The sequence below is a fragment of the Nocardia sp. NPDC050799 genome, from assembly GCF_040654015.1.
GTDB lineage: Bacteria > Actinomycetota > Actinomycetes > Mycobacteriales > Mycobacteriaceae > Nocardia.
The window spans coordinates 1-14,852 of sequence record NZ_JBFAHF010000070.1 but is presented as its reverse complement, the minus strand read 5'-3'; the positions used below and the strand labels follow the sequence as shown (position 1 = coordinate 14,852).

The window sequence follows — 14,852 nt, the reverse complement described above, 5'->3', positions numbered from 1 at the left end:
CAGGCCTCCAATGCCGCGAGCAAGGCCGGATTGTCCGGGCTCACCACCGAACTCGCCGTGCATGCACCGTCCCGGGCCGACGCGAGGCTCAACTGCCCAGCGGGCATTCGATCGCCGGAGTGGCGATGTGCAAGCCGCATTTCAAAATATCGCCGCTCAGATCGATGACCTCGGTCACCACTCCGCCGCCGGCCTCCTCGGCGCGCTCGCCGGCTTCCTCGGCGCGCTCACCGAGCTCGTTCTCCGGGGTGCGGCTCTCCGGTTCGTTCTCCGAACCACCCTGGTCGGCGAGCGGGAACTCACCCGGCGCCGCCAGGGCCACCGGTGCCGACAGCACCGCCGGGCCGGCGGACAGCACCACAGCCGCGGACACGGCGAAGAACACGGTGCGCACAGATTTGCGCGGGGACATATCGCATCACATCCTCGGGTCGGACGATCGGTCGTACCAAGTAACGCATACGAACAGGTCTGACCTGGGGAATTGCCGCTCGGCGCGCGGGGAGCGGGCCGATCCGGCTCCGCGCCGCCCGGCTCAGGCGGTGACCGGGGCGGTGACCGCGCCGGTCAGCCGGACCAGATCGGCGGGCGCGACCTCGATCTCCAGGCCCCGCCGTCCCGCACTGCACAGCACCCGATCCCAGCCGAGCGCGGAGTCGTCGATCACTGTGGGATGGCGTGTGCGCTGTCCCAGCGGAGAGATACCGCCCAGAACGTAACCGGTCCCGCGCTCGGCCCGGGTCCGGTCGGCCAGTGCCGCCTTGGGCGCCCCCAGCGCCGCCGCCGCGGCCTTCAGTGACAGCGTGCCCGGAACAGGCAGTACCGCGACCGCCAGCGCTCCGGTGGACAACTCCAGCACCAGCGTCTTGAAGATCTGCCCCGGTTCGACACCGAGACGGGCGACCAGCACATCGACCGCTTCGCCACCGTAGGTCCCGGCGCGCGGGTCGTGGTCGTAGCTGTGCACGGTGTGTGCGGCACCGGCGGTGACCAGTGCCCGGATCGCCGGAGTGGCGGCTGCTGCCATGGGCCGGACCCTACCCGGGGGGCGCCGACCCGGTCTGTGAGGTGACTTTCCCATGGTCGGGGAACACTTCGCGCGCACAGTGAGTTGTACGCGGCAGAAACAGCGCATCGGACGGAACAGACGGTTCCGCTGGTGCGGCCCCGCGCACGAGTGAAGGAGTGACGGTGCCCGTTCTCGTCGAACCACGCCCGGTCCACCATGATCCGGCTCCGGCGCGCACGCGGTTCTTCCCGCAGTTCACGCTCCCGGTAGATTTGGCAGGTAAGCCGATCGAAGGGACAGGTGTGACGAGCGAGGACGACGTGGCGACCGACACCGGCGCCGACGCGCGGCCTGCCGGGCAGCCGGAGACCGACGCCGAACTGGTTCAGCGGTTCGAGCGGGACGCGCTACCCATGCTGGACCAGCTCTACGGCGCTGCCCTGCGGATGACGCGTAACCCCGCCGACGCCGAAGACCTGGTCCAGGAGACCTATGTCAAGGCCTATGCCGGTTTCAAGTCCTTCAAAGAAGGCACCAACCTGCGGGCCTGGCTCTACCGGATCCTCACCAACACCTACATCAACTCGTATCGGAAGAAACAGCGCCAGCCCGCGCAGTACCCCACCGAGGAGATCACCGACTGGCAGCTCGCCGCCACCGCCGAACACAGCTCCACCGGCCTGCGCTCGGCCGAGGTCGAGGCCCTCGACGCTCTTCCCGACGACGACATCAAGGCCGCCCTCGTGCAACTGCCCGAGGAGTTCCGGATGGCGGTGTACTACGCCGATGTCGAAGGGTTCCCGTACAAGGAGATCGCCGACATCATGGGCACGCCGATCGGTACGGTGATGTCCCGGCTGCATCGCGGACGGAAACAACTGAAGGGTTTGCTCGCCGATGTGGCGCGCGAACGCGGGTTCAATCGCAACGCGTCCGAGTCCGGCGATGCCGATACCGCCGCGGCGGTGCGCCAGGAGGTCAAGCAGTGAGCACCGAGCACGACCCCGATATGGAGCTCGACTGCACGGCGGTACTGGCCGACGTCTGGCTCATGCTCGACGGCGAATGCGACGACCGCACCCGCGAGCGGCTCCAGCACCATATGGACCACTGCGCACCCTGCATCGAGGCCTACGGCATCGAAGAGAAGATCAAGAGCATGCTGCACCGCAAATGCGGCGGCGACAAGGCCCCCGATTCGCTGCGCGAACGGCTCACCGTGGAGATCCGTGCGGTGACCTTCCGGGCCGGCGATCTCCCGGCCGACCCGAACCGGGCCTGATACCGGCCCACCACCCGGACACCGAGCGGCCCGCACTTCCTGGGAAGTGCGGGCCGCTCGTGGTCTGTGCCCGGCCTCAGCCGGTCGGCTCAGGCGTTGGGACGCTTGCCGTGATTGGCGGCATTTCCCTTACGGCTGCGCTTCTTGCGGCCACGCTTACCCATCGGTAGCTCCCTCCTGGGGACATATCCCGCGACTGCGGGGAGTACATGTTGATCCCGGCCATTCTTCCATGTGTGGTTGGCTGTACCGACGGCGGTACAGCGGGCAGGGCCCCCGCTACCGGAGCGAACCGAGCGAACGGGGTGTCATGGCGGAAGAAGTGCGGGCGGAGATGGTGTCCACGGTGCTCACCGTCGAGGTCGAAGTCGGGGAACAGGTGGCGATCGATCAGACCCTCGTTCTGCTCGAATCCATGAAGATGGAGATCCCCGTGATCACCGAGGTCGGTGGCGAGGTCGCCTCCATCGCGGTCACCCCGGGCCAGGTGCTCCAGCAGGGCGACCTCATCGCCGTCGTGCAGTAATTTTGGCGCGCTGGCGCGCGCGGGGTCGAGGCCCCCTTGGTCTCGCCGTTCGGGCCTCGAGACTCGCGCCTCCGGCGCATGCGATGTCCGGCGGGCCGTTCAAAGAGTGCGACCTTTGAGCACCTTCGGCCAAGGGGCGAGACGGGCCTCAACACCTTTGAGGTGTCTCGCAAAACTCGACGCATGTGGTTGCGTCGGCATTCGATGTCCGGCTCCGAGGCCGAGACTCCGCCCTGCCGACCTCGCATCTGTTTCCCTCCGAGGAAGGTCCACGTTCCCGGTGCCGAGTCCAGCGAGGCCTTCGAAGGGTAGAGGCCCGTCCCGCCCCTTAGCCGAAGGTGCTCAAAGGTCGCACTCTTTGAACGGCCCGCCGCACATCGCATGCGCCGAAGGCGCGAGTCTCGGGCGCTGACCGGCGGGACCAAGGGGGCCTCAACCCCGCGCGCCGAAGGCGCGCCAAAATTACAGTATGTCGACACTGAGTGATTTGCTGGCCGAGCACACCGATCTGCCCGGGGTGGGGGTGGATCATCTGCAGCGGGTGGTCGGTGACTGGCAGTTGCTCGCCGACCTGTCGTTTTCGGATCTGCTGCTGTGGGTGGGGGCGGGGCCGGTCGGTGACGGCGCCGATATCGTGTGTGTCGCCCAGTGCAGGCCGACCACCGCGCCGACGGTGCATCTGGAGGATCTGGTCGGGACCACAGCCCGGTATTCCGAGCATTCGCGGGTGTTCGAGGCGCTTACCCGTGGGGAGATCGTGCGCACCGATACCGAGGGGGAGGCGCAGGGGGTCTACCATCCGCATCCGGTGCACGCGATCCGGGAGGCGATTCCGGTGCGGTGCGGCGACGATGTGATCGCGGTGCTCAGCCGGGACACCGACCGGCAGCGTTCGCGGGTGCGCAGCGGGCTCGAGATCGCCTATGTCGCGTGTGCCGACGACCTGTGCCAGATGATCGCCGACGGGACGTTCCCGACCACGGAGGATCGCGCTGCCACCCATTCCAGTCCGCGGGCGGGCGACGGGTTCATCCGGCTCGATACCGAGGGGATCGTCACCTATGCGAGCCCGAACGCGCTGTCGGCGTATCACCGCATGGGGTTGCAGGCCGATCTGGCGGGCCAGGATCTGGCCGTCACCACCCGGTCGCTGATCACCGACCCGTTCGATGCGCAGGAGGTGGTGGGGGATATCCAGGCCGCTCTGGCGGGTCGTACCGGACGCCGGATGGAGGTGGAGGCGCGGGGGGCCACCGTGCTGCTGCGCACCCTGGTGTTGCGGCCGCACGGGCAACTGGCCGGGGCGGCGGTGCTGGTCCGTGATGTCACCGAGGTCAAACGCCGGGACCGGGCGCTGCTCAGCAAAGACGCCACCATCCGCGAGATCCACCACCGGGTGAAGAACAACCTGCAGACGGTGGCCGCGCTGCTGCGGCTGCAGGCCCGTCGTACCGAGAACGACGAGGCGCGGGTGGCGCTCACCGAATCGGTGCGCCGGGTCACCTCCATCGCGTCGGTGCACGAGATGCTGTCCATGTCGGTCGACGAGGAAGTCGATCTGGACGAGGTCGTCGACCGGCTGTTGCCGATCATGGCCGACGTCGCCACGGTGCATACGGCCCGGATCACGGTGCGGCGGACCGGATCTCTCGGCGTCTTCTCCGCGGAACGGGCGACTCCGCTGGTCATGGTGCTTACCGAATTGGTGCAGAACGCTATCGAGCACGCCTTCGACGGCGGGCAGAACGGCACGGTGACCATCCGCGCGGAGCGTTCCGCACGCTGGCTGGACGTGATCATCAGTGATGACGGGCGAGGGCTGCCGGAAGGATTCAGCCTGCAGTCCTCGGACAGTCTCGGCCTGCAGATCGTGCGCACGCTGGTGACTGCGGAGTTGGGCGGTACCATCGGCCTGCATCCGGGGGCCGATATCGGCACCGACGCGGTACTGCGCGTGCCGCTGGGGCGCCGCTCGGCACGGTGATACCTGACGGAAACTCGCCGGTATCAATTATGCACACCTGTGATCACCTGTGGTCGAAAACACCGCGAGGATTTCTGGGGCTGTATTCCGGCAAAGTCCGTCAACCGTGCCGCCGTGCCATAGAAAAGATTCAGCCCGGCACCAGAATGCTGGTGCCGGGCACTCGCGACTTCCCGGACCGGGCCGGGTCCGGTAATCGCTTCCCTGCGCTCTAGACGGAGGTCCGAGTGCGGGTACGCGCATTGCGGCGCTTGAGCGCACGCCGCTCGTCTTCACTCATTCCGCCCCATACGCCGGCGTCCTGCCCGGAACCCAGAGCCCAGGACAGGCATTCGGCGGTAACAGGGCAGCGAGCGCAGACCAGCTTGGCATCGGCAATCTGCGCGAGCGCAGGACCACTGTTGCCCACCGGGAAAAACAGCTCAGGGTCCTCGTCGCGACAGATGGCCTTATGGCGCCAGTCCATTCCTTCTGCTCCTTAGTTGGGCGCCGCTACCGGGCGCCGATTCGGTTGGTGGGTCGTTCACTTGTGCGAACTCAATGTTTCCGCACGGTTGCTTGTGAATGCTTTCACGAACACCGTAGATGTCAATAGGTATCCGATGCACCGTGGGGAAGCTCACGCACTGAAGTCCCGCATCGGGGACCTGCCGCAGTCCTTTGTACTCGCCTACGCCGGTTTCTGCAGCACAACGAGATGTATTTCCCGAATGCGTCAGTTCAAACCGGCCGCGGGGCGACCACGTCCAGGACGTTGGATACAGCGGTGAAATCCACCACGTCGCGTTCGCCGATGAAGTCGCCGTCGATTTGCAGCCCGATGGGATCAGCACTGGTGATGCGCACCGACGGCACGTCGTCGTCCCGGAACAATTTCCGCGACTTCGGCTCGGAGTGCGGCGACAGCAGTTGTGTCGCCAGGCGAAGTGTAGGCAGTAACGCCAGGGTTCGCACGGCGAACACACCGAGTCCGGTTTCGAACCGGGTACCCGGATTGGTACACACCGGGGTCGTGTTCAGATAAGTCCAGGGACTGGTATTGGTCACAAAGGCGTAATGAACACCGGAAACGGGCTCGCGGCCGGGCACGTGCACCGTGACTTCGGGCCGGTCCTGTTTGGCGCGGAAAAATTGACGGACGGTCGTGCGCACATAGCGTGCCGGTGTCGCGGCATGCCCCTTGGCCCGCGCCATGTCGATCGCGGCACATACATCGGCGTCCAAACCGACACCCGCACTGAAACAGAACCAGCGATCATCGGTGAGCCCCAACCCGATTCGGCGGTCCGCGTCACCGGCCTTGAGCAGATCGATCAACTGATTGGTGGCCGCCACCGGATCCGGCCGGATAGCGAGCGACCGCGCGAACACATTGGCCGAACCACCGGGAATTATGCCGAGCCGCGGCCGCCACACCTGCCCGTCGTCCACCTCCGGCAGCGGGACGAAACCGTTGATGGTCTCGTTGACCGTCCCATCCCCGCCGTGCACCACGATCAGATCCATCTCATTGGTCGCCGCCCACTGCGCCAGCTCCGCGGCATGCCCGCGATGCTGGGTGTGCGCCACCGTCAGCTGGGTCCGGCTCTCGAGCGCGTGCGCGAGCAGATCTCGCGTGGCCGCCGTGGTAGAGGTCGCATTGGGGTTGACGATCAACAACGTCCGCACCTACGCACCTTAATGGAACGAGCTGTGCTCATGGCGGCGCCTCCGGCGCCGCGGGGTCGAGGCCCCCTCGGTCCCGCCGTTCAGCGCCCGGGACTCGCACTCGGCCCGAGTAGGTGAGCACCTTGGCCGCAGGTGCTCGATGGTCGCGTTCCTCGAACGGCCCACCGCACATCGCATGGGATGTGCGGTGGGCCGTCCATAGAGTGCGACCGTCGAGCACCTGCGGCCAAGGGCGGGACGGGCCTCGACCCTTTGCGGGCCTCGCCGAACTCGGCACTCGGAAGGTACGGATGGTTGTAGAGGCGCCTGATGTCCGGTGCTTGCCGTGGCGGGTCGGGGTAGCGATCACGTGACGCTGTGGGGTGGGGTGGGGCTGTGTCCACCTAAGCTGGCCGGGTGGTCGAGCGAAAAGACGTCGGTGGTGTGCCCGGGACGGTCCGTGGGGCCGGGGGGTTGGTGACGCTGGAGGGCGCGGTCGCGGTGATCGTGGCGGCGGTGCTGATCGTGCGGGCACTGCTGGGGCATCGGGAGGACGAGATCAGCGGCTACGGCACGGCCATGTGGTTCGGGATTCTGGGCGGCGCGGTGCTGGCTTCCGGGATCGGCCTGCTGTTCGGGCAGCGCTGGGGGCGGGCGATCGCGGTGATCACCCAGCTGCTGCTGTTGCCGGTGGTGTGGTCGCTGCTGTTCGGGTCGGGGCAGCCGCTGTACGGAACCGCGCTGGGAGTGGTGGCGCTGGGAGCGCTGGGCCTGTTGTTCGCGCCGCCGACCTCGCGCTGGGCAGCGCAGGAGTACGGGGTGACCGGCGAGGAATGAGCGGCGCCGCGATTCACCGGTCCGCGGCGGTCGCCGCGGTATCGGCCAGGGCGGTGAGTGCTTCGCCGGCGAGCCGGTAGCCCACCCAGTCGTCCTGGACGCGCGCGCCGAGTGATTCGTAGAACCCGATCGAGGGCGTGTTCCAGGTGAGCACCGACCAGCTCACTCGGCTGTAGCCGTGGGTCCGCGCCTCGTGGGCGAGCGCCGCGAGCAGCGCCCGGCCCAGACCGCTACCGCGGGCCGCGGGGGTGACGTACAGATCCTCGAGATAGATCCCGTGCACGCCGTCCCAGGTGGAGAAGTTGCGGAACCAGATGGCGCAGCCGCTGATCACTTCGTCCAGCAGCGCCACATGGGCGAAAACCGCGGGCTCGGGACCGAACAGCGCGGTGTGCAGTTGGTCGGTCGTGAGCGTGCATTCGTCCCGGGCTCTCTCGTATTCGGCCAGGCCGTAGACCAGATCGACGAGGGCGGGCACGTCGGCGGGAGCGGCGCGGCGGATGAGCGGGGCGGAGGTCACGGGCGCGGAATCCTTATCTGGTCGTGGGCCGGGGCCCGGGAGAAAGCGTGGCGGGCCGGCCGCCCGCGGAAAATCATTCGAGGGTGCCGGCGTGCAGATTGTGCGCCCATAACGTCGGGTCCTCGTGTTCGTGGCCCAGGACGCTGACCGCGGCGGTGGTCAGCGCGAACCGGCGTCCCTCCCGGACCTCGAACCCCAGCCAGCGGGCGATGAGGGCCCGGGAGAAGTGCCCGTGCCCGACCAGGACCACATCCCGGGTGCCGAGAGCGGCGGCCGCCCGGCGCAGCACCCGGTCGGCGCGGGCGCCGATCTGTTCGGCCGATTCGCCACCGGGAATCGTGCCGGTCCACACCGTCCAGCCGGCGTCCCGGGTGCGGATCTCGGCGGTGGTGCGGCCCTCGTAGTCGCCGTAGTCCCATTCGGCGAGGTCGGGATCGATCTCCGGGTCGGGTAGCCCGGCCAACTCGGCGGTGCGCCGGGCACGCACGCGAGGACTGACGTAGACCAGCGGATCGCGCAACCGCAGCGTGGCCAGCACCCGGCCTGCTGCGGTGGCCTGCCGGGCACCGGTATCGGTCAGCGGCAGGTCGGTGCGGCCGGTGTGGCGGTGCCGCACCGACCAATCGGTCTCACCGTGGCGGACCAGCACCACACGGGCGTCGTCGGAGCCGGGCATACGGTCCATCATGCCCGGCCGCCGGGCGATCGCGGCGATCCGGGACCCCGCCGGTGCTGGGCGTCAGGTGGCGAGGGTGAGCACCACCAGCGGTACCGGATGTTCGGTGGTGGCCTGGAAATCGGCGAGCAACGGATTGTTCGCCAGTACCCAGTCCGCGAATTCGTCGTACTCGGCGCCGGTGAGCACCCGGGCGGTGCCGTGGTAGATGTGATCGCCCAGTTCCACGATCACCGCCGGATCCGCGCGCACATTGTGGTACCAGGCGGGGTAGCCACCCTCGATGAACGAACTGATGTACAGGGTTTCGCCGCGGTACAGCGCGCCCAGCGGGACCACATGCCGTTTACCGGTCCGCGCGCCGGTGGTGGTGAGCAACAGCAGTTCGGCCTCCGCGTAGGCTCCGCCGACCCGTCCGCCGTTGGCCCGGAACTCCCGGATCACCTCGGTGTTCCAGTCGGCCGGGCCCTGCTCGGTGTACTGGTTCCACGGGGCGTCGGGATCGTCGTAACGGAGACGGTCGGCCACAGGGGCCGCATCGAGAGGTCGCGCTGCTTCGGTCATGGCGCGCAGTCTGCCGGAGTGCACCGACAGAAAACGGTTCACCGCAAGGGTTTTGCGGGCCGCTCGGTATCACTGCGCGGTGCGTCGACGGTCGCGGGGTCGGCGAGGGCCACGAGTTGACCGTCGCGGTGTTCGAGCACCGTGGTGCCGAGTACACCGAGCGAGATCGGGCCGCCGCCGTAATCGGGCCGCGTCACCGGGATGCGGTTGGTCTGCGCGCCGGTGGCCGGGTCGAGGGCGGCGATCGCACCCGGTACCGGGAGCAGCAGTTTCCCGGCCATCGGCACCGGTGGACCGAGCGCGTCCGCCGCGGTCCACATCGGTTCGAACGTAGTCGCCTGCAGGGCGATCACGCTGTTGCCGGTGAACACCAGGAACGCGGAGGCGGTGCGTACGGTCGCGGCGGTCCGGTCGAGCGGGGCCGAGAGTTCCTGCACCACGAGGGGATTGCCCTTGGCGTCGAGGATCGTCAGTCGCGGCGCCTCGGGTTCGGGTCCGTCGGTGCCGGGCTGGTAGACCGCGATCCGGTTGTCCGACACCGCGATCACACGCGCGTCGGCGGATGCGGCGCCCGCGCCCTCCAGTAGTCGTGACCCGTACTCCTCGGGCACATTGTCGTCCTTGGGGGCCGGCGCCAGCACGGTGATCCGGTCCGCCGGCTCGCCCGGGCAGCGTTCCAGTACCACCAGCCGGGATGGGCTGGAGGAGGCCGACAGCAGCGCGCAACCCTTCCGGGGCTGGGTCTTCCAGTTCTCCTTGGCGTCCACATGGCCGTACTCGAGGGTGCGCACCAGATCCGACCGCCAGACCTCCAGCCGATCGGGACCCTGGGCGAGGACGTAGGTGCCGTCGACCGACAGTCGCACCTGACCGTCCATATAGCTGCTGCGAGCGGTCCGGCGTTGCCCGTCGGCACCGGAGACCATGGTCGTCTCGCTACAGCCGCGGTCGGTGCGGTAGACGGCGACGACCATGCCGAACTGGGATTCCACTCCGCACAGCGGCAGCTCGCGGGTGTAACGCCACACCTGTTCGCCGGTCCGCGGATCGTGCCCGATCACACTGCCGTCCGCCCCGGTGACCGCGACGCCCTCGGCGGTGAGCGCCCGGCCGGTCGCCGTATCGGTCGCGCGCCACATCTCCTGGAGTTTTCCGGGTAATTTCGCGGCGGGCTGCGGCGGCCGGGCCGGCTCGCCGGCGACGATCGACTCGGTGTTCGCCACCCCACTGGTCGCCCACGCCACGATCACCGCGACCACCACGAACACGGCTATCGCGGCTGCGGTGATGACGTCGGCGCGCGTTCGCCGCTCGGGTGCGAGCACGTAGGCGAGCGTAACGGATGGCTGGTACCGCACCCGACGGTGCTCGGGAGCCCCCATACCGGTGTCCCGGCTCCGGATACACCACGAGCGCCGGCGGTATCGGTCACCGCCGGCGCTCGTGGTTCGCTCGTCAGGCCTGCGCCGCTGCGTTCTCGGTCACCGGCGCCGGGCTGTCGGCGGTATCGGCACGCGGGGCGCCGTCACCGCCGTTCTCGGCGTCGGCCGGTTTACGGCGCCGGCGGCGGCGGGCGGGCTTGTCCGCGCCGCTGTCCCCGGACTCGGCCGCCGCGGTATCGGACGCGGCCGCCGGCGTATCGGATGCACCCGAACCGTTGTCCTCGGCTCCACCGGACTCGGTATCGGCCGGACGCCGCCGGCGGCGTCGCCGCCGCGCGGGTGCCTCGGCCGGCTGTGCCTCGTCGTCCGGGCCGGTCCCGGCCGGCGCGTTGGTCTCGGTCGTGGTCGCGTCCGCCTCGACCGGTTGGCCGCCGCGGGTGCGCCGGCGGTTGCGCTTGCGTGGGGCCCGCTCGGGCCGCTCCACCACCATGGCATCGGGATCGCGCTGGGGTTTGTGCGCGCCGACGGTGCCGGTGACGCCTTCCGGGATGCCCAGATCGGCGAACAGGTGCGGGGAACGCGAATAGGTTTCCACGGGGTCGGGAATGCCCAGCCCGAGCGCGGCGTCGATGGACGCCCAGCGGGTCAGTTCGTCCCAGTCGATCAGCGTGACCGCGACACCGGTGCGCCCGGCCCGGCCGGTGCGGCCGATCCGGTGCACATAGGTCTTCTCGTCCTCGGGGCACTGGTAGTTCACGACATGGGTCACATCGTCGATATCGATACCGCGTGCCGCCACATCGGTCGCGACCAGGACATCGATGCTGCCCTTCCGGAATTTCGTCAGGGCTTTCTCGCGTGCGATCTGCCCGAGATCACCGTGGACCGCGCCGACCGCGAAACCGCGTTCGGCCAATTCGTCGGCGACCTTCTGCGCGGTGCGTTTGGTGCGGGTGAAGATCATGGTGGCGCCCCGGCTCTCGGCCTGGAGCACCCGCGCGACCAGTTCACTCTTGTCCAGCGCGTGCGCCCGGTACACGAATTGCGCGGTGCGATCGTGTACCGCCGAATCATGGGGTTCCTCGGCGCGGATATGGGTCGGCCGGGTGAGGAAAGTGCGGGCCAGGGTGATGATCGGACCGGGCATGGTCGCCGAGAACAGCATGGTCTGCCGTTTGTCCGGCACCATGCCGAGAATGCGCTCGATATCGGGCAGAAAGCCCAGATCGAGCATTTCGTCGGCCTCGTCCAATACCAGGACGCCCACTTTGCCGAGGATCAGATGCTGCTGATCGGCCAGGTCGAGCAGGCGGCCCGGCGTACCGACCACGACATCGACGCCCGAGCGCAACGCCGCGATCTGCGCTTCGTAGGGGCGACCGCCGTAGATCGAGGTGACCCGCAGCGGACCCTTCTGGTTCGTGAGGTATTTCGCCGCGTTCTCCAGGTCCTGGGTCACCTGGATGCACAGTTCGCGCGTCGGCACGATGACCAGGGCGCGCGGGGTGCCGTCCAGCGGCGTGGTACCGGATTCGGTGGTGCTGATCCGGTGCAGCAATGGAACTCCGAAACCGAAGGTTTTACCCATTCCGGTACGGGCCTGGCCGATGAGATCCTCGCCGGCCAGGGCCAGGGGCAGGGTGAGTTCCTGGATTGCGAAAGTGCGTTCGATACCGATCTCACCGAGCGCGCGCACGATTTCGTCGCGTACTCCCAATTCGGTGAAAGTCGGTGCGGTGTGTGCGGAGTCCAACTCGGCTGTCAGCAGCGTCTCCGCCAGACCGGGTTCCGGTTCAACTGTGATCTTGCTCAGGTTCGTGCCTTCCCTCGTTATCGCGCTACACGCGCACGAGGCGTGGGGCGGACCGGCCGGTCCGCGACGACCACGGATCCGCCCTGCGATACTCACCCGGGCCGCCGCCGGATGTCGGCAGGTGCCCGGATGAGGGCAGCGAAGCTCGGGCATCGGCGCAGCGCATCGGTGATGCGGATCTGGTGCGCGCACATTTTCCGTGGACCCCGGAGAATTCTTCGCCACCGCACGGCGCACCCGGGGTGCGCGGCTTTCGGCGCTGCCGGTTCTCATGGATCGGCTGAATTCTTCCGTTGTCCGTCGCGATTGTAGCGTGCTATTGTTCCGCGCTCCGAAAGGCGCTCGCGCGAATCCGCTGGACGTTGATCTTTTCGGTGTTCCCTTCCGCTGAGCAGTCCTGCGCGGCAGAGCGTTTCGCCCGGTGTGGCAGGTGTTCGTACATACCCGGAGACCATCGTTCGTGCGAAGTGATTCGGCACACACCCGGCAGGTCGGCCATCGGCATAACTGGTACCGCCGTATACATCTATGAGAGATTCGTGCCGTGAGCATCGCAGACCGAGGTATCGCCCTGGCCGATCGCGCCGTCCGTGCGGTGGACCCGGACGGCGAGCTGTCCCGGACCGTCGAGCGGGCCGCGCGCAACGCCTGGGCGCTGACGTTCGGTGACGGCGTGGAAGGGCGCCGCCCGACCCCGGCCACGGTGCTGTGGGACGAACCGCATCGCCTGCTCCGGCGTTTCGAACCGGCCCTGCTCGCCGGGACGGCCGACCCGGCGGCGGCCGCGGTACTGCTGGTGCCGCCCCTCGCCGCGCCCGCGAGCTGCTTCGATCTGCGCCCGGGCCAGAGCCTCGCGGAGTTCCTGCTGGAGACCGGCCGCGCGCCGTACGTGATCGACTACGGCGAGATCACCTACGCCGACCGCCGGATGGGCTTCGACGACTGGGTCTACGACATCCTGCCCGAGGCGATCCGCCGCACCGCCGCCGATCGGGCAGCCGCCGGCGGCGAGCCGGAGGTGGATCTGGTCGGTTGGTCGCTGGGCGGCACCATGGCGCTGCTGACCGCGGCAGCGGACAGTGCGCTGCCGGTGCGGTCGATCACCGCGGTCGGGGCACCGCTGAACTACCGGGCGATGCCGATGACCCCGCAGCTCGCGGCGGCCGCCCGGCTCACCGGTACGGGCGACGCCGTGGGCGCGGCGCTGCGCGCGGTAGGCGGTGTTCCGGCGCCCCTGACCCGGCTCGCATACCGCATCACCGCCTGGGACCGGGAGGTCAAACGGCCCTGGTTCGTGGCCAACAATCTCGCCCGCACCGAATCCCTGGCCCGAATGGAGGCCATCGACCGCTTCATGGCCGATATGCCCGGTTATCCGGGCCGCATGTACCAGCAGCTGTGGAACCGGCTGGTGCTGCGCGACGAAATCGGCCGCGGGGTGGTCGATTTCGGGCGGGGACCGATCCGGCTGGCCGATATCGGCGCTCCGGTACTGCTGGTCGGCGGGCCCGCCGATGTCATCACCCCGGCCCGTGCGGTCGAGCACGGTCTGCGCACGCTCACCGGGGCGAAAGCCGTCCACTACGAGACCGCGCCCGGCGGGCATCTCGGCATTCTCGCCGGCGCCACCGCCCGCGCGACGACCTGGACCTATCTCGACAAGTTCCTCACCACACCGGTGTGAGCGCGGCATCACCTCACGGTGGCGTACTACGCTGGAGTTCCATGGGAGCACAGTCACCGGCCGGGCTGGGTGTTACACCGAGCGATTCGTCCGCTTCGCCGATTCCGGCCGATCATGCCGGGGTGACCGACTTGTTCGCGGTACTCGCCTACGGCGAGATATCCGCGTTCTACCGGTTGAGCGAGGAAGCCACGCTGTCACCCACCCTGCGCGGCAAGGTCGCGGTGGCGCGGATGGCGGCGGCCGAACTCGCGCATTTCGAACGACTCGACGTGGCACTGGCCGCGCGAGGCGCCGATGTGTACGCGGCCATGGCTCCGTTCACCCGGGCGCTCGACGACTACCACCGTTCCACCGACCCCTCCACCTGGCTGGAGTCGATGGTCAAATTCCATGTCGGTGACGGTATCGCCGCCGACTTCTACCGCGAGATCGCCGGTGCGCTGAGCCCGGACGTGGCGGCCGTGGTGCGGGATGTACTCGCCGACACCGGCCATTCGGAATTCGTCGTGGACGAGGTCCGGCGCGCGGTCGCGGCCAGCCGGTCCGAACGAGACCGGCTGACGCTGTGGGGCCGGCGCCTGCTCGGCGAAGCGATCACCCAGGCCCAGTACGTGATGGCGCAGCGCGACGAACTCACCGAACTCGTCCTGGCCGCCACCGGGGACCTCAACGGGATCGCCACGCTGTTCGAACATATGCAGAGCGCCCACGCCGAACGGATGGCGGTACTGGGTCTCTGACGTTTCGACACGGCCGGACGTGAGCCTCTCCAGGCCGGTCCAGGCGCACGACAGCATGCACCTTCTGTCTATTCCGGATGGTCTACCTCTGTGGTCGGGGCCCGCCCCCGATTCTGGACCGACGGAGCGAAGGAGCGCAGCGACTGAGCGGAGGAGGGAAGAATCGGGGTCACAGGGCCCCGACC

General features: G+C 68.5%; 16 protein-coding genes. 7 read left to right on the top strand and 9 right to left on the bottom strand.

What is annotated here, in order from left to right; all coding sequences use genetic code 11:
• Positions 1-88: 88 nt before the first annotated feature.
• Positions 89-412 (bottom strand): hypothetical protein, encoded by a 324-nt coding sequence (locus AB0H42_RS34895; RefSeq protein ID WP_357063965.1) that lies wholly within the window; start codon positions 410-412, stop codon positions 89-91.
• 123 nt (positions 413-535) lie between these two features.
• Positions 536-1,027, bottom strand: coding sequence for a YbaK/EbsC family protein (locus AB0H42_RS34890; RefSeq protein WP_357063963.1), 492 nt, complete (start codon positions 1,025-1,027; stop codon positions 536-538).
• A gap of 302 nt (positions 1,028-1,329) precedes the next feature.
• Here AB0H42_RS34890 and AB0H42_RS34885 point away from each other — a divergent pair, with 302 nt between their 5' ends.
• The 4 genes from AB0H42_RS34885 (at position 1,330) to AB0H42_RS34870 (ending at position 4,801) form a co-directional block, all read left to right on the top strand.
• Positions 1,330-1,998 carry a sigma-70 family RNA polymerase sigma factor gene (locus AB0H42_RS34885; protein WP_357063970.1) on the top strand — a complete coding sequence of 223 codons (669 nt, stop codon included), beginning with the start codon at positions 1,330-1,332 and terminating at the stop codon, positions 1,996-1,998.
• A gap of 20 nt (positions 1,999-2,018) precedes the next feature.
• Positions 2,019-2,291: a mycothiol system anti-sigma-R factor gene (gene rsrA, locus AB0H42_RS34880; protein WP_051714882.1), complete on the top strand. Its 273-nt coding sequence runs from the start codon at positions 2,019-2,021 to the stop codon at positions 2,289-2,291.
• 310 nt (positions 2,292-2,601) lie between these two features.
• The gene (locus AB0H42_RS34875) at positions 2,602-2,817 is read left to right on the top strand and encodes a biotin/lipoyl-binding carrier protein (RefSeq protein ID WP_063131520.1); all 216 of its coding nucleotides are present in this window, start codon (positions 2,602-2,604) and stop codon (positions 2,815-2,817) included.
• A 469-nt stretch (positions 2,818-3,286) separates the two neighbouring features.
• The gene (locus AB0H42_RS34870) at positions 3,287-4,801 is read left to right on the top strand and encodes a histidine kinase N-terminal domain-containing protein (RefSeq protein WP_357063961.1); all 1,515 of its coding nucleotides are present in this window, start codon (positions 3,287-3,289) and stop codon (positions 4,799-4,801) included.
• A gap of 211 nt (positions 4,802-5,012) precedes the next feature.
• Here AB0H42_RS34870 and AB0H42_RS34865 read toward each other — a convergent pair whose 3' ends face one another.
• Complete coding sequence (locus AB0H42_RS34865; protein ID WP_062998119.1) at positions 5,013-5,267, bottom strand: WhiB family transcriptional regulator; 255 nt, start codon at positions 5,265-5,267, stop codon at positions 5,013-5,015.
• Positions 5,268-5,521: 254 nt separating this feature from the next.
• Positions 5,522-6,469 carry a diacylglycerol kinase family protein gene (locus AB0H42_RS34860; protein ID WP_357063958.1) on the bottom strand — a complete coding sequence of 316 codons (948 nt, stop codon included), beginning with the start codon at positions 6,467-6,469 and terminating at the stop codon, positions 5,522-5,524.
• Between the two features lie 396 nt (positions 6,470-6,865).
• Between AB0H42_RS34860 and AB0H42_RS34855 the strand changes: the two genes are divergently transcribed.
• Entirely contained in the window at positions 6,866-7,285 is a 420-nt protein-coding gene (locus AB0H42_RS34855; protein WP_357063956.1) for a hypothetical protein, read from the top strand.
• A 13-nt stretch (positions 7,286-7,298) separates the two neighbouring features.
• On the opposite strand, the gene AB0H42_RS34850 is transcribed toward AB0H42_RS34855, so the two are convergent.
• The 5 genes from AB0H42_RS34850 to AB0H42_RS34830 form a co-directional block, all read right to left on the bottom strand.
• Positions 7,299-7,805, bottom strand: a complete 507-nt coding sequence (locus AB0H42_RS34850) for a GNAT family N-acetyltransferase (RefSeq protein WP_357063954.1) — start codon at positions 7,803-7,805, stop codon at positions 7,299-7,301.
• A 73-nt stretch (positions 7,806-7,878) separates the two neighbouring features.
• Positions 7,879-8,481, bottom strand: a complete 603-nt coding sequence (locus AB0H42_RS34845) for an acid phosphatase (protein WP_357063952.1) — start codon at positions 8,479-8,481, stop codon at positions 7,879-7,881.
• A 63-nt stretch (positions 8,482-8,544) separates the two neighbouring features.
• A complete protein-coding gene (locus AB0H42_RS34840) occupies positions 8,545-9,045 on the bottom strand; it encodes a nitroreductase/quinone reductase family protein (RefSeq protein WP_357063950.1) in 501 nt (166 codons plus the stop codon).
• 38 nt (positions 9,046-9,083) lie between these two features.
• On the bottom strand, positions 9,084-10,370 hold the full coding sequence (locus tag AB0H42_RS34835) for a PQQ-binding-like beta-propeller repeat protein (protein WP_357063947.1): 1,287 nt from the start codon (positions 10,368-10,370) through the stop codon (positions 9,084-9,086).
• Between the two features lie 130 nt (positions 10,371-10,500).
• Positions 10,501-12,207: a DEAD/DEAH box helicase gene (locus AB0H42_RS34830; protein WP_357063968.1), complete on the bottom strand. Its 1,707-nt coding sequence runs from the start codon at positions 12,205-12,207 to the stop codon at positions 10,501-10,503.
• A gap of 577 nt (positions 12,208-12,784) precedes the next feature.
• On the opposite strand from AB0H42_RS34830, the gene AB0H42_RS34825 reads away from it, so the two are divergent.
• Together AB0H42_RS34825 and AB0H42_RS34820 are read left to right on the top strand one after the other, a co-directional pair.
• A complete protein-coding gene (locus tag AB0H42_RS34825; protein ID WP_357063945.1) occupies positions 12,785-13,924 on the top strand; it encodes an alpha/beta hydrolase in 1,140 nt (379 codons plus the stop codon).
• A 41-nt stretch (positions 13,925-13,965) separates the two neighbouring features.
• Positions 13,966-14,667 carry a ferritin-like fold-containing protein gene (locus tag AB0H42_RS34820; RefSeq protein WP_357063943.1) on the top strand — a complete coding sequence of 234 codons (702 nt, stop codon included), beginning with the start codon at positions 13,966-13,968 and terminating at the stop codon, positions 14,665-14,667.
• Positions 14,668-14,852: the final 185 nt, after the last annotated feature.

Coding starts and splice junctions, on each gene's coding strand:
- rsrA (WP_051714882.1), top strand. CDS start 2,019: ATGGAGCTCGACTGCACGGCGGTACTGGCCGACGTCTGGCTCATGCTC.
- AB0H42_RS34870 (WP_357063961.1), top strand. CDS start 3,287: ATGTCGACACTGAGTGATTTGCTGGCCGAGCACACCGATCTGCCCGGG.
- AB0H42_RS34820 (WP_357063943.1), top strand. CDS start 13,966: ATGGGAGCACAGTCACCGGCCGGGCTGGGTGTTACACCGAGCGATTCG.
- AB0H42_RS34865 (WP_062998119.1), bottom strand. CDS start 5,267: ATGGACTGGCGCCATAAGGCCATCTGTCGCGACGAGGACCCTGAGCTG.
- AB0H42_RS34840 (WP_357063950.1), bottom strand. CDS start 9,045: ATGACCGAAGCAGCGCGACCTCTCGATGCGGCCCCTGTGGCCGACCGT.
- AB0H42_RS34895 (WP_357063965.1), bottom strand. CDS start 412: ATGTCCCCGCGCAAATCTGTGCGCACCGTGTTCTTCGCCGTGTCCGCG.
- AB0H42_RS34845 (WP_357063952.1), bottom strand. CDS start 8,481: ATGCCCGGCTCCGACGACGCCCGTGTGGTGCTGGTCCGCCACGGTGAG.
- AB0H42_RS34875 (WP_063131520.1), top strand. CDS start 2,602: ATGGCGGAAGAAGTGCGGGCGGAGATGGTGTCCACGGTGCTCACCGTC.
- AB0H42_RS34890 (WP_357063963.1), bottom strand. CDS start 1,027: ATGGCAGCAGCCGCCACTCCGGCGATCCGGGCACTGGTCACCGCCGGT.